Annotated in this window: 8 protein-coding genes; 4 read left to right on the top strand and 4 right to left on the bottom strand. The window is 61.9% G+C overall.

Annotated features, from left to right (window positions below):
• The first annotated feature begins 52 nt into the window (after positions 1-52).
• Together GE027_RS09020 and GE027_RS09015 are read left to right on the top strand one after the other, a co-directional pair.
• Positions 53-1,480 carry a hypothetical protein gene (locus tag GE027_RS09020; protein ID WP_153556865.1) on the top strand — a complete coding sequence of 476 codons (1,428 nt, stop codon included), beginning with the start codon at positions 53-55 and terminating at the stop codon, positions 1,478-1,480.
• 35 nt (positions 1,481-1,515) lie between these two features.
• Positions 1,516-3,975, top strand: a complete 2,460-nt coding sequence (locus GE027_RS09015; RefSeq protein ID WP_153556864.1) for a phosphoketolase family protein — start codon at positions 1,516-1,518, stop codon at positions 3,973-3,975.
• 198 nt (positions 3,976-4,173) lie between these two features.
• Here the strand turns inward: GE027_RS09015 and GE027_RS09010 are convergent, their stop codons facing one another.
• From GE027_RS09010 to GE027_RS09000, 3 genes are all read right to left on the bottom strand, one after another.
• Positions 4,174-5,706, bottom strand: a complete 1,533-nt coding sequence (locus tag GE027_RS09010; protein ID WP_153556863.1) for a hypothetical protein — start codon at positions 5,704-5,706, stop codon at positions 4,174-4,176.
• A gap of 110 nt (positions 5,707-5,816) precedes the next feature.
• Positions 5,817-6,878 carry an SHD1 domain-containing protein gene (locus tag GE027_RS09005; RefSeq protein WP_162006647.1) on the bottom strand — a complete coding sequence of 354 codons (1,062 nt, stop codon included), beginning with the start codon at positions 6,876-6,878 and terminating at the stop codon, positions 5,817-5,819.
• 155 nt (positions 6,879-7,033) lie between these two features.
• Positions 7,034-8,992: a fructose-bisphosphatase class III gene (locus tag GE027_RS09000; RefSeq protein ID WP_202617369.1), complete on the bottom strand. Its 1,959-nt coding sequence runs from the start codon at positions 8,990-8,992 to the stop codon at positions 7,034-7,036.
• 147 nt (positions 8,993-9,139) lie between these two features.
• On the opposite strand from GE027_RS09000, the gene GE027_RS08995 reads away from it, so the two are divergent.
• Positions 9,140-12,175 carry a PSD1 and planctomycete cytochrome C domain-containing protein gene (locus GE027_RS08995; RefSeq protein WP_153556860.1) on the top strand — a complete coding sequence of 1,012 codons (3,036 nt, stop codon included), beginning with the start codon at positions 9,140-9,142 and terminating at the stop codon, positions 12,173-12,175.
• A 118-nt stretch (positions 12,176-12,293) separates the two neighbouring features.
• Positions 12,294-13,718, top strand: coding sequence for a DUF1501 domain-containing protein (locus GE027_RS08990; protein WP_153556859.1), 1,425 nt, complete (start codon positions 12,294-12,296; stop codon positions 13,716-13,718).
• On the opposite strand, the gene GE027_RS08985 is transcribed toward GE027_RS08990, so the two are convergent.
• Positions 13,715-14,980: a PP2C family protein-serine/threonine phosphatase gene (locus tag GE027_RS08985; RefSeq protein WP_153556858.1), complete on the bottom strand. Its 1,266-nt coding sequence runs from the start codon at positions 14,978-14,980 to the stop codon at positions 13,715-13,717. The genes GE027_RS08990 and GE027_RS08985 overlap by 4 nt on opposite strands.
• Between the last annotated feature and the right edge of the window lie 2 nt (positions 14,981-14,982).

Here is a 14,982-nt window from a genome sequence, read left to right as displayed (position 1 = left end):
CAGAGAAACCCCATTGCGTACTCCCAACCATGCAACCTCCGGAGTCCACACGATGAATCACATGCTGCGAATAATCCTGGTAATCGGCATCGGCTTGCTGATGTCGACCGATGTGTTGGCTCGCGGCGGTCGCGGCGGAGGCGGCTTTCGAGGCGGCGGGGGAGGTTTCAGCCGGCCGTCGGTCGGCCGCACGCCATCGATGAGCCGGCCCAGTTATCCGCGGCCCAGCATGGGAGCCCGTCCCAGTGTGTCGCGTCCCAATGTGGGAACCCGTCCCAGTGTGGGCACACGGCCCAGTGTGGGCACACGGCCGAGCGTGGGCACACGGCCGAGCGTGGGCACGCGGCCGAGCGTTGGAAACCGACCTGCCACCGGCACCCAGCCCAGCGGCGGCACCCGGCCGGCGAGCGGCAACCGGCCCAGTGCGGGCACGCGACCGAGCGTCGGGACCCGGCCCAGCTCCGGCGAGCTGCGCAACTTCTTGGACTTGCCCACCTCCGGTGCCGGCAGGCCGAGTACGCGGCCGGCGCCCGGACGGGGCAACCTGCCGGGCGGTATCGCCGGCGGCGCGGCCGCAGAATTCCTTCGCGATTCCGGACCCCGAGCCGAAACGCTGCCGGCCGAACGTCCCGGGATCGGCGAACGTCCCGGGATCGGCGAACGCCCCGGAATCGGCGAACGCCCGATTGCAGACAATCGTCCCGATCGAATCGCCGATCGCATAGACCGTCGCGAGGCTCGACAGGACCTCCGCCAGGACCTCCGCCAGGACCGCCCGCTGGTCGACAATCGTCCCGACCGGATCGAAAATCGCGGCGAACGACAAGAAATGCGACAGGAACGTCGCGATGAAATCTGGGATCAGATCGACGACACGCCGATTCGTGATTTTTGGTCGGATCACCCGGCGTGGGGCGTCTGGGCGATCACGCGTCCGTATCGCTGGGCCACCTGGGGCGGAGTCGTCCGCTGGGTCAACTATGGTTGGTCCCAACCGGTCTACTACAACTACGGCGAAAACATCTATTACCAGGGCGGCTCGGTGTATTACGGCGATCAAGTTGTCGCCACCGAACAGCAGTACGCTCAACAGGCCGAAGCCATCGTCGCCAGCGCCCCGGAGGCGCCCGCCGAGCAAACCGAGTGGATGCCGCTGGGGGTGTTTGCCCTGACACCTGATGGCCAGCAGGCGGGTCCCGAGCCGACGCTGTTCCTGCAGTTGGCGATCAGCAAGCAGGGAGTCATTGCCGGAACGCTGAACAACACTGCCGGCGACACGACACAGATGATCGAAGGCATGGTCGACAAGCAGTCGCAGCGTTCGGCTTGGAACGTCGAAGGTAAATCACGCCCGATCATGGAGACCGGCATTATTAATCTGACCAAGGACACAGCCCCCGCGCTGGTCCATTTTGCCGACGGAACCACCCAGCAGTGGTTGATGGTGCGGCTGGAAGATCCCCAAGGCCAGCCGGAATAGTTCTAGGCGCTGTCACAACGAAAGGAGATTCATCAATGGACGATAGGACCAGCGACCGGCAAGCTTCCAGCCATCGAGATCGCAGCGTTAGGACATCGCCGCTGTCAGCCGATCAGCTTCACAAACTGAACGCCTATTGGCGGGCGTCGAATTATCTGTCGGTCGGGCAGATCTATCTGCTGGACAATCCGTTGTTGGAGCAACCCCTGCGGCGCGAGCACATCAAGCCGCGATTGCTGGGACACTGGGGCACCTCGCCGGGCCTGAACATGTTGTATGTTCATCTCAATCGCGTCATCAAACGCGATGACCTGAACATGATCTACATCATCGGTCCCGGCCACGGCGGTCCTTCGCTGGTCGCCCACGCCTACCTGGAAGGCACGTACAGCGAAATCTATCCGGATATCAGCCAGGATACCGAGGGCATGCAGAAGCTGTTCAAACAGTTCAGCTTTCCCGGCGGGATTCCCAGCCACGTGGCGCCGGAGACGCCCGGCAGCATCCACGAAGGGGGCGAATTGGGTTACGCCCTCAGCCATGCCTTTGGCGCAGCCTTCGACAACCCCGACCTGATCGTCTCCTGCATCGTGGGCGACGGCGAAGCGGAAACCGGCCCCTTGGCCACGGGCTGGCACGGCAACAAGTTCCTCAACCCGGCACGCGACGGCGCCGTCCTGCCGATCCTGCACCTCAACGGCTACAAGATCGCCAACCCCTGCTTCCTGGCTCGGATCCCCAAGACCGAGTTGACCAGTCTGTTCGAGGGCATGGGATACAAACCCTACTTCGTCGAAGGCGACGACCCCAAGGCCGTCCATCAACAGTTGGCCGCCGTACTCGATACGGCGGTCGCCGAAATCAAACAGATCTGGGCGGAGGCTCGCGAGGGCGGAACGGTCACGCGTCCGACCTGGCCAATGATCGTCTTCCGCACGCCCAAGGGCTGGACCTGCCCGGCCGAGATCGACGGCAAGAAGTGCGAGGATTACTGGCGCAGCCATCAAGTGCCAATGGGCGAGATGGACAACGTCGAACACATCCGGATTCTCGAACAGTGGATGAAGAGCTATCGGCCCGAGGAGTTGTTCGATGACTCCGGCCGCTTGATCGAAGAACTGGCCGAATTGGCACCCGACGGACAGCGGCGGATGAGCGACAATCCACATGCCAACGGCGGGGTGCTGCTGCGCGACCTACGACTGCCCGATTTCCGCAACTACGCGGTCGACGTCCCGCAACCCGGCGTCACCATCGCGGAATCGGCTCGCGTGATGGGAACGTATCTGCGCGACGTGATGCGGCGCAACTTAGAAAGCAAGAACTTTCGTCTGTTCAGCCCCGACGAAAATAATTCCAATCGCTGGCAGGATGTACTGGAGGTCACCAACCGCTGCTACATGGGTGAAATCTATCCCGACGACGACCACCTCTCGCCCGATGGCCGCGTCATGGAAGTGCTCAGCGAGCATCAGTGCCAGGGCTGGCTAGAGGGTTACCTGCTGACCGGTCGACACGGCTTCTTCTCTTGTTACGAAGCCTTCATTCACATCATCGATTCGATGTTCAACCAGCACGCCAAATGGCTCAAGACCTGCAATCACATTCCTTGGCGACGTTCGATTGCTTCGTTGAACTACTTCCTCAGCTCCCACGTCTGGCGACAGGACCACAACGGCTTGAGCCATCAAGACCCCGGGTTCATCGACCACGTCGTCAATAAAAAACCCGAGGTGATTCGCGTCTACCTACCGCCGGATGCCAACTGCTTGTTGTCGGTGACCGAGCACTGCCTGCGGAGCCGCAACTATGTGAACGTTGTGATCGCCGGCAAACAACCCTCGCCGCAGTGGTTGACGATGGACCAGGCGATCAAGCACTGCACGGCCGGTCTGGGGATCTGGGAATGGGCCAGCAACGACAGGGACTCCGAACCCGACGTGGTGATGGCCTGCTGTGGCGACGTCCCGACGCTGGAAACCCTGGCCGCGGTCGATCTGTTGCGCACGCACCTGCCCGAATTAAAGGTCCGCGTGATCAACGTCGTCGACCTGATGAAGCTGCAGCCGCAGAGCGCCCATCCTCATGGCCTGTCCGATCACGACTTCGACGTCCTGTTCACGAAGGACAAACCGATCATCTTTGCCTTCCACGGCTACCCCTGGCTGATCCACCGGCTGACCTATCGCCGCACCAACCACCACAACTTGCACGTCCGCGGCTACAAGGAAGAAGGCACGACGACGACGCCGTTTGACATGGTGGTCATGAACCAACTGGATCGTTTTCATCTTTGCGGAGACGTCATCGATCGGCTGCCACAGCTGGGTGCCCGAGCGGCGTACTTCAAACAAGAGCTGCATGAAAAGTTGATCGACCACAAACAATACGTGCGGCAGCATGGGGATGACATGCCGGAGATCAGCGGTTGGGGCTGGGGCAAGAACGCGAGCGATGCCCCTGCTCGCACATCCACCGAAGGCGACAATGTGTAAGCTCCCCCAGATTCCAAGTTCCGATTCCGCATGTTGCGGTGCGATCTTTCTTCGCCGTGCGTCCGTCGCTCGGCGTGCTCATCATCCCGGTGAGCGGCGAAGTGCGCCGCACCAAAACTGGGAACGGATTGTCGTCTGAGCGGCTCAACAAATCGACAGGCCGTCGCGCCGCCTTCGGCTTAGGTTTTCAGACAGAAGCTAGAACTCCGCACCGTACTTTTTGACCATCTTGCGGCGTATCTCCGCGCGGGACTGCTCGATCTGCTGGAAGATCTGCTGCACCGACGCCGCTCCCGCGGTCCGCTCTTGCTGGCGGATCACTGCATCGGTGCGGCTCTTCTCACGCACCGAAGCCCGCCCCGGGCCGATTCCCACGGTCACGCCGGTGGGACCGTAACCGGGACCCACATAATTGGACCGGTACCCGCCCATCGTCGCGTAGTAACCGCCGGAGGCCGGGTTGTTGTTGGCGGTCCGCACACCGGTCCGCATCCCCACGCCCTTCATCGCCAGCTCCGCATCGCGCAGTGCCGAAGCCACCGATGCCCCATAGTCCACCAGTTCCTCATCGACGTTTAACAAGGGCAGGTTGTCGATCCTGCGGGCATAGCGATCGCACCACATCGCCGCTTGGCCAAAACTCTGCACGTGATCCCGCTTGGGTTTCTTGCTCAAATCGTCCAACAGCGTGTTGATGGAAATCCAGTACTGTTGGCTGGCCATCAGTTTGGCGGTTTGCTCGGGATCCGATCCCGAAGCCGCTTCACTGCGCATCGCATCGGCCAATTCACGCGGCAACTCCAGCAGACTCATGATCTTGCGCAGCCCGGTCTCCGACAGCGTGCCCCGCAACATCAACGTGTTGCCGGTGACCTCGGAACGCCAGTCGCGAATGTCCTCGATCATGGCGCCGTTGTGTTCCAGGATTTCGATCAGCAAGGGCTTGCCGACCTCGGCCAGCATCTGCGGCGACTGGTCGAAATCCACACGGATCGCGCCGACCGCTTGATCTTTCAAAGTCACCCCCAGCGTGATGCCTTGAACCTGTTCGAGCACTTCGGTCAATTGGCCGACCGAAACGCTCGCACCGGAAATCGACTCGAATTGCCCGAGGCCTCGCTGAATCATCGCCGGCGAGATCGCGTCGTGCAGGTCCATGGCCAAAATAATCGGGCTGCCCACCTTGGCGGCGTAATTAAAGGCCTGGAAGAGATAGGGCGACAAACCGTCCTCGGCGGAAATGACGTCGGTGGACGCCAGCCATCGGCTGACGTCTTGACGGTTCGCCGGTCGATGGGAACCCAGCAGGGTGGGCGTGATCTGCACGATGTATTGGTCGTTGGGCAAGCGCGCCGCGGAGCGACCGCGAATCTCGTCCATCGTGCCGCCAAACCGCGTCGCCACCGAAGCCAAGTTGGCTTGCTTGGCGAAATGAATCAACGCCAGCTCCCAAATCGGCTCGCCGAATTCAATGTCGGTACGCCCCGCCAAAATCACCTCCGTGGCGTCGGGCGGCAGTGCCATGATGCCCGCTTCGTAAGCGGCCTGCCGGCGTTCCTGCCAACGCTGCCGCTCGGCGATCGCCGAGCCGAAAACCTTTTCGGCATTGATCAATACCAACGTATTGGCGTCGCCGGGTATTCGATTTCGCATTCCCTGAAACTGGGCGGATGCCGTCGTCGTGGCCAGACAGCTGACCAGCAGGAGAAAAAACTGGAACGGACGTTTCATGAAGGGCCACCCGGATTTCTAGAGACAGAGGAGACTGAAGACAAAGGAGACTGAAGACAAAGGATCAGGGAACAGAGGCAAAACGATAACGAAAACACGCCCCGCGCGGCTCAGTTGCTGACTCTGCGCACCGGACCCGGCACATAGCCCGGATTCTGACGCAGGGCGGCCTGCGTCGCCGCCTCGCTGTTCCGACCCATCGTGACCACCCACAGCGGCGGCCGTGGATTGCCGGGCGCCGGATACAGGGTGACCTCCCAGGCACTGGTCAAGCCGGCATTGATCGCCTGCATGTTGAATTGCATCCGCGCCACCTGGTTGCGGACTTGTTGATCGCGTTGGTAGGCGGCCGCGCGCGCCTGCAGCCGCAGGGCGTGCAGGTCACCGGCCGCGGAGGCTTGTGAGCCGGTCGTCGAGCTGGAACTCGAGGACCGGGTGCCCGAACTGGCCGCGGCAACCGGGTCCGAGCTGGCAGGCTGGTCCGCGCTGTCAACCGGGTCCGCGCTGGCCACCGGGTCCGCGCTGGCAGGCTGGTCGCCCTCTTGGTCGCGCAGCCACGCGTCCCAGCCCTGCCGCAGCACTTGCCGGTCTTGCTCGGACAGCAAGAAGAAGGGCACGCCGTATTCGTCGCCGTTTTCCAGTTCGATGATGACGCCCTCGAGCGAATAGGTGCGGGAGTCGCTCCCCAAACCGCGAGCCCAGCGCTCCACGCCGGCGTCGTCCGCCAGCGTCACCCCCTCGAAATGCTCGACCACCCGTCGCAGAATCGTGCGGTAAACGCCTGGCAAGTTCTTGAACGCGCGGTCATTCACATACAGCCGACCACGGCGCCGCTGGACCGTGACTTCCCGCCGGGCGTAATCGACCAAGCGTCCGATCACCGTGACCCCGTTGACCGTGGTCCAACTCTGCAGCCGTCCCAGGCTGGCTTGGCGAGCGGCCAGGGCCTCGCGGCTTTGCAGGTATCGCCGATCCTGTTCCGACAACTGGTCCAGCCGACACGCTCCCAATTCCTTGTCGGCGCGCTGCAGGATGACTTGATGGTCGTCGAAACCGATCAGATCGGCCTCGAGACTGTATTTGCCGGTCACGTCTCGCCATTGCCGAGCCGCAGCGGGCGACGCCAGCAAAACAACCAACAAACCGAACGCAGGAGCAAGAATTCGATACATGACGAGGTGCGGTGTCCAGAGCAGGAAAGCGGACGGGTTCAACGGCATGTGTTTAGGATACACAACCGTGCGACGACACAAAACGACGAATGTCCCAATTCCTCGGAAGAGTTGCGTTCGCTTGCGTTCCGCCAACCGGCTCGTTCCGCACCAAACTAGGAGGCCGGCCGTTCGTGCAGGCGGTTGGTCTGATAGGCTTCGATCAGCCGCTCGAGCATCTGGATGCGGTACCCGATGCGCTGCCCGCGTTCGGTGTCGCCCGTGCGCCGGGCAGCGTCGAACTGGCGAATGGTTTGCACCTGGGGAATGATGTCGACGCCGTCGCGCACGGCCGCTTCGACCGACTCGAAGTGCGAATGCTGGGCCAGCACGATGCGATCCGGCTCCAGCAACAAGGTATACCCGTAGCCGCCGTAGGCTTCGGAAAAAGCGCCGTCGATCGTGATCGCTTTGCCGCTGCGTTTCAGCGGCGATTCCCCTTCTTCGACCTTCACCGGCACGTGACCGTTGACGATCAAGCCGTCGCGGGGATCCATACCAAACTCGGCCAACACCTTGTCGCAGAATGCCGCATCGTGGATCAGTGAAAAGTAAGCGTCCTTGGTCTCGCGATGCGACTGTTTGTCGGCGATGAAGTCCCGCTCCAGCGTCGCGATCCGATCCTTGCCAAACAGCGGCGACCGCGGTCCGCTCCACAGGTACCACAGAAAATCCAGGTCGGCCGCTTCCGCATTGACCACGGCCCGACGGACCACGGTCTCGATCTCCTCGAACATCTCCCGACCGGCCCGCGGATGTCCGTCGATTTCCAGCGGCAGAAAACCGCCCTCGGCGTCCACCGGCACACAGCCGTGAAAGATCAAACACTCGTCGCGGTTCAGGTACATCGATCCGTGCCCGACCAGAAATCGCATCTGTTCGGTCAATTTCTGACTGTTTAAAAAGGAATGCCGCAGCGCCGCCAGACACTGCGATTCCTCGGCGGACAGCGTGTACGGATCCTGAGGGTCGACGGTGGGAAAATGCGTATCGCGCAGCGCGTACGTCTTGCCATCGATCTCGATGGTTCCGGCCTCGTGATCGATCCGGTGCAGCAAGCGGCGGTGATCGAGATTCCAGTGCGGATTCCGCTCGATCACCTGACCTTCCAGTTTGAACTGCATGATCGCGGCGGCCTTCTGCATACGAGCCACGACCACCTTGGGCCGCATCCCATCGCCCTTGGGCATGAAGTGCTCGGCCGGATCATCCGCATAGACGGTTCGGGCCAAGTGTTCCAGCGGCGTCCAGGGAACGCTGTACCCTTCATCCAGTTGTGCCAACCGCCGGTAACGCAGCGAGACTCGCAGCACCGTGCAAATCAGGGCTTCGTGTCCCAGCGCGGCCCCCAACCACAGCACATCGTGATTGCCCCAGATCAACTCCACGTTGGGCTGGCGACGCAGATACTCCATCACCCGGTCACCGCGTGGTCCACGGTCCCAAAGGTCGCCGGCGATAATTAATTCGTCCACAGCCAGGTTGCGGATCAAACGTCCCAGCAGATGAATCAAGTGCAACGCGCGATCTCGACGCACCAATTCATCCAGCATCGCCCCCACAAATTCCGGACCGCGTTCGGTCGTCGGCGCGTGCATCATCTCCAGCAGCAACTCGCGGTACTCCGCCGGAAACACGTCGGTGGCCAGGCGAAGACTGAAGTTGGAAACCAGATAGCGCAGCAGTTCCAGTTGGGGGCGGAGCATCCGCAGCGCATAGGCTCGCACCTGTTCGGGATCCGTCAACGTTTGCCCAACCCGCTCGGTCACCTCGGCCGGATAGAAGGTCAACCGCAGAAACTCCTCGCGTTCCGCCGTGTCCATCGATTCGGCGAACAACTCCTCCACCAACGGCCGCAGCGTTCCCGAAGCGTTATTGATGACGTGCTGCAGTTTTTTGTCTTCGCCGTGGATGTCGCTGATCACGTGCACGACGCCTTTGGGCAGGGTCTGCACGGCGGCCAGACGAGCCGCTTCGGCGATGGCTGCGTCCACATTGGGATACTCGCCAGCCAACGATTCCAGGATCGCCAGATCGGCTTCGGGACGCTTGAACGAATGAGATGAGGTTTGCACGATTCCGCGCCAAGATCAGAGAAGCAATGCGGTACAGACAGAACAAGAATCATCATCGCCGCATCCTGCAGACGGCTCAACGGCCAACTCCCCTGCCGGATGCAGTTACAATCGGTGAGGCCTCGACCCAACAAGGTTTTCAAAGATATGACACATCGGTTCAACGGTCCACTCATCGGTATCGTCCTCACCGGGCTTGCGTTCGCGGTGTGGCCGTCGAGTTTGTGGGCTCAGAAAATCGATTTTTCGCGGGACGTTCAACCGATCCTTTCCGACAAATGCTTTGCGTGTCACGGTCCGGACGAGCAGGAGCGTGCGGCAGACCTTCGGCTGGATACGCAACAGGGTGCCTCCGCGGTGCTGTCGGCGGGAGGATCGGAGGAAAGCGAACTGCTCCGCCGGATCACGGCGGAGGATGAGAGTTCCATCATGCCGCCGCCGGAGCACAAGAAACCGCTGACCACCGCGGAGATTGCCGTGCTGCGGCAGTGGATACAGCAAGGCGCCTCGTGGAGCCGGCACTGGGCGTTCGAAGCGCCCCTCCGCCCTGCCCTGCCCCAAATCAAAGACGCCGAACATCCGATCGATGCCTTCGTGTGTGCCCGGCTTCGGCAAGAGAACCTCAGCGGTTCACCGGCCGCTTCGAAAGCCAAATGGCTGCGCCGTCTGTGTCTCGATCTGACCGGCCTGCCGCCGACGCTGGACCAACTGGATCAATTCCTCGGCGACGATTCCCCCGAGGCCCGCAAGACGATGGTCCAGCAACTGCTTGCCTCCGACCACTTTGGCGAACGCTGGGCGCGGTGGTGGATGGACGCCGCCAGGTATGCCGACTCCAACGGCTACGAAAAAGACTCTGTGCGATACGTCTGGCCGTATCGTGATTGGTTGATCGACGCCTTCAATGACAACCTGCCCTATGACCAGTTCGTCATAAAGCAGATCGCTGGCGACCTGCTTCCCGAGGCCACCGTTGCAGACCGAGTCGCCACGGGTTTTCTGCGGAACTCGATGGTCAACGAGGAAGGAGCGATCAAGTACGAACAGTTTCGTGTGGAAGGCATCTTCGACCGCATCGACGCGATTGGCAAATCGGTCTTGGGTCTGACGATGCAGTGCGCGCAGTGCCACACCCACAAATACGATCCGATCACCCACGACGAATACTACGGGATGTTCGCGTACCTGAACAACATGCACGAAGCCACCGTCGCCTACTACACCGCGGAACAGCGTGATCAGATCGCACAGATCACGGAAGATCTGCAGCGGACACGCGAGCGAATCCAATCGGCCAACCCGCAGTGGCGCGAGGACCTCGAGCGGTGGATCGCGGAACGCAAAGGCGATTTTGAAAGCGAGCCGTCGTGGACGGTCGTCACTCCCGAATTGCTCGGCGATGGCGGTCAGAAGTTCTATCCTCAACCCGATGGCTCGCTGATCGCCAAAGGGTTCTCACCCGCCAAGAGTACCGAGCGGTTCGCAGGCCAGACGACGCTGCCAGTCATCAACAGTATTCGGTTAGAGTTGTTGATGGATCCCTATCTAACCTACGGCGGCCCCGGCCGATCCATCGAAGGCACCGCGGCCCTCAGCGAACTGAAACTCTTTGCCGGCGAATCGCCTGACTCGCTTTCGCCCGTGGCGCTCACACTTGCGAAAGCGGACCTGGATCCACCGAAGCGCCCGATCGATTCCGCAAAGTATCCGCTGAAAAATGGCACGCCCGAGAGCGACCGCGTGGAGGGACCTGCGTCGTTTGCCACCGATGGCGATATGCAAACGGCATGGGCGACTGAAACGGATATCGCCAACACCAACCAACCGCGAGTGTTGGTCGTGAACCTCAAGCAACCTCTGCAGAACCCCGGTGCCGCAGCGGGCCGGCCGTTGCACCTGCGATTTGAAATCGCTTGTCAACACGGTGGCTGGAACAGCAACGACAACCACCATCGCAACCTTGGCCGTTTCCGACTGTCGCTGGCCTCGCAGCGCTTTCCCGAACACCGTCCCGAAACGCCGCGGGTTCGCGAGGCCATGGACGTCGAACGCGCGCATCGATCGCCGGCCGAAACCAAGCGTTTGTTTGACGCGTGGATCTCCGCAAGCGAGCGTTTTGCTGACGAAGCCGCGGAGATGGCAGAGATCCGCAGCCGCCATCCTCGCCCCACACCGCAACTGGTTGCCCAAGAACGCGAGTCACAGCGGCGGGTGACACGTCTGTTTCATCGAGGCGAACAGCACCAACCGCGTCATGAGGTCCAGCCGCATGTCCCCGCGTCGCTCCACCCTCTGCCCCACGGCCAGGACCCCCAATCGCGTTTGACCTTCGCACGTTGGTTGGTCGATCGCCGCTCTCCGACCACCGCCCGCACCCTGGTGAACCGCGTGTGGCAAGCCGTGTTTGGAACGGGGCTTGTCGAATCGGTCGAAGACCTTGGTCATCAGGCCACGCGTGCCTCCCACCCCCAGCTGCTCGATTGGTTGGCCGTGGAGTTCATGGAATCCGGGTGGGACTTCAAACACCTCGTCTCTCTGATCGTGACGTCCGAGACCTACGCCCAGCGTGCTCATCATCGCCCCGACCTCGCCGAACGTGATCCCCGCAATCGCTTGTTGGCACGCGGTCCGAGATTCCGCCCTGAAGCCGAGATGGTTCGTGACATCCAGCTTGCCGCCAGTGGCTTGTTGGATCGAGACGTCGGAGGCCAGAGCGTCTTTCCGCCGATTCCCCAGTTCCTGTTTAATCCGCCCGTCAGTTTTGGCTACAAAGTATGGCGGGAAGACACGGCACCCCAGAAGCGATACCGCCGCGCGCTGTACACGTTCCGCTTTCGCACCGTACCGCCTCCCTTCATGGCTGCTTTCGATGCGCCCACCGGTGAAGTCTCCTGTGTTCGGCGTCCCCGGTCGACCACCCCGCTGCAGGCTCTGGCCATGCTGAACGAACCGCTCTCGATCGAAGCGGCGGAGGCGCTGGGCGGCGAGATCAAGCGACAGGACGAGGACCTAAGAGGGGCGTTGTCGGCCGCCTTCCGGTGCTGCACCAGCCGGACCCCCAGCGACGGCGAACTGAATTACCTGCTCCGGCTGTTCGAACAGGAGTCCACAGCCGGAGACGTCGATCCCTACGTCGCGGTCGCCCGAGTGCTGCTGAACCTGGACGAAACGATCACCAAGTGACGGAAAGCGATCGCGACGCGACGGAAAACGATCATCAAGTGACAGAAATCGATCGCGACGTGACGGAATACTGTCACCACGTGACGCCAAACGCTCATCAAGCAAAGTGACAAGAACGATGCCGCATCACAACGTTTTTCACCAGACCCAACGCTCGTACGCGCGACGTTGGTTTCTGCGCGACTGCGCCGTCGGGCTGGGAGGGATCGCGCTAGGGTCGCTGCTGGGCAGTCCCGCCGCGGCCGGCGAGCCGACGGACCTGCTGGCGCCGCGCCGGCCGCATCACGCGGCTCGAGCAAAGCGGGTGATTTTTCTGTTCATGGGCGGAGCGCCCAGTCACGTCGATCTGTTCGAAAACAAACCGACGCTGTCGCGGCTGAGCGGAACGAATCCGCCGGCGGAGTTGCTGGAGGGTTATCGCTCGGCATTCATCAAACCGACCAACAAACTGCTGGGCCCCAAGTTCGGCTTCCAGCGTCACGGCGGGTGTGGCATCGAACTGGCCGAGATCCTGCCTCACCTGGGCAGCGTGGCCGACGAGATCACCTGGATCCGCTCGATGCAAACCGATGCCTTCAACCATGCTCCGGCGCAGATCCTGATGAGCACCGGTTCACAGCAATTCGGCCGTCCCTCTCTGGGCGCTTGGTCCGTCTACGGTCTGGGATCGGAAACCAAAGACCTGCCGCCGTTCGTCGTGCTCTCCTCGGGACAAAAAGGACCATCCGGCGGGGCTTCCAATTTTGGGTCCGGGTTTCTTCCCTCGGTGTGCCAAGGCGTGCCTTTCAATTCCGCCGGAGATCCGGTCCTGTACCTTTCCAACCCCGCGGGTGTCACCAAACGATCCCAGCGGGCGGCGATCGATGCGATCAACGCCTTGAACCAGAAACGATTTGACACGGTGGCGGACCCGGAGATCCAAACGCGAATCAGCGCCTTTGAGACGGCCTACCGGATGCAGGACGTCGCGCCGGAGGTGACGGACATCAGTCGCGAGACCGAGGCCACGCTAAAGCTATACGGTGCGACGCCCGGCAAAGCGTCCTTCGCCAACAACTGCCTGCTGGCTCGCCGACTGGTACAGCGGGGCGTGCGATTTGTCGAGCTGTTCCATGAATCCTGGGACCAGCACGGCAACCTCGAGCGCGGCTTGAAGAACAATTGCCGCGACACCGATCGCGCGGCTGCGGCCTTGATCAAGGATCTCAAAGCCCGCGGCATGCTGGACGACACGCTGGTGATCTGGGGCGGCGAATTCGGTCGCACCCCGATGGTTCAAGGCGGCAACGACGGACGCGACCATCACCCCAACTGCTTTACGATGTGGTTGGCCGGCGGCGGCACCAAGCGCGGTTACGTGCACGGAACAACGGACGAATTAGCATTCAATGCCGCCGAGAACCCCGTCCACGTCCACGACCTGAACGCCACCATCCTCCACCTGTTGGGCTTCGACCACGAACGCCTGACCTTCCGATCCCAAGGCCGCGACTTCCGCCTGACCGATGTCCACGGACGCGTGGTCCAGGAGTTGTTGGCTTAGTCTCCGATCTCGAATCCGAGGATCGAGACATCGTCGATCGGGCCGCGCTCTCCATACCACTGGTCGACCGCGCGGAGCAACTTCGCAACACTGGCCTTGAGCGTCGCTTCGGAACCTCGCTCGATGGTGTCCAACATGCGTTGCTTGCCGAATTCCTCCAAGTCCTCGTTCATCGCCTCGGGGACGCCGTCGGAGTACATGTAGATCCGGTCTCCCGGATCCAGCCGCACGACCTGCTCTTCGAACGGAGCGTCTTCCATCCAGCCGATGGTCATCCCGTCGGCTTCGATCATGACGGGGTCGCCGCCACGGGGCACGTGGATCACCGGGTCATGACCGGCCGACACGAACCGAAACTCGCGCGTTTGCAGATCGCACACGCCGTACAGCATGGTGAAGGACAGCCCGTTCTGTTCCTCCATCGGAAACCGCCGGTTCAACTCTCTCGCCACCTCGCTCGGTGATACGATGTGCGGCGAAGCGTCGCCTTTGCGGCGCCGCATCAACAATGACGAAGTCGACACTCGCGAGGTCAACAACCGCCCGATCGTCACGGACAACAGCGACGCCGCCACGCCGTGGCCGGTCACGTCCACCACGTAGAACGCAACGTGGCGATCATCCAGCGGCAAGACGTTCAGAAAATCACCGGCCAGCTCGTCACAGGGGCGGAAAGCCCAAGCCACGCTCAACCCTTCGAGATCGGGCAACTCGGCGGGCAGCAGCGAACGCTGGACGCGGGCGGCGGCATCCAGGTCATTGCGCATCCGCTGGCCCGCCGCTTCCAGCTCCGCGTTCGACTTCCGCAGTGCCTGCTCGGCGTCGTGCCGGGCCGTAACATCGGACTGGATGCCGATAAAATGCGTCGCCTTGTTCTTGGCATCCCACACCGGCGTGACCGACAACCGATTCCAAAACGGCGTCCCGTCCTTGCGGTAGTTCAACAACTCGACGACCACGGCTCGCTGCTGGCGGATCGCCGTTCGCAGGGCGTCGACGGCCGCGTGGTCGGTGTCCTGGCCCTGCAAGAACCGGCAATTCTTGCCCAGCACCTCCTGCCGCGTGTACCCGGTCAGCCGCTCGAAGCCTTCGTTGGCATAGATGATCGGATTATCGCTCTGGCTGGGATCGCTGATCGTGATGCCTTCGGCGACCGAGCCGAGGGCACGATTCTTCAGGGCCAGCTGATAGGCGTCCCGTTCGTCTTCCAACAACCTGGGCGTCGTTGCATCCGAATCCTGCGGCGGTCGCTTGGCGTTCATTC

This window comes from Roseimaritima sediminicola (assembly GCF_009618275.1).
Lineage (GTDB): Bacteria > Planctomycetota > Planctomycetia > Pirellulales > Pirellulaceae > Roseimaritima > Roseimaritima sediminicola.
Note: the sequence above shows the minus strand (reverse complement) of the source record. Positions and strands in the feature narration are given on the sequence as shown.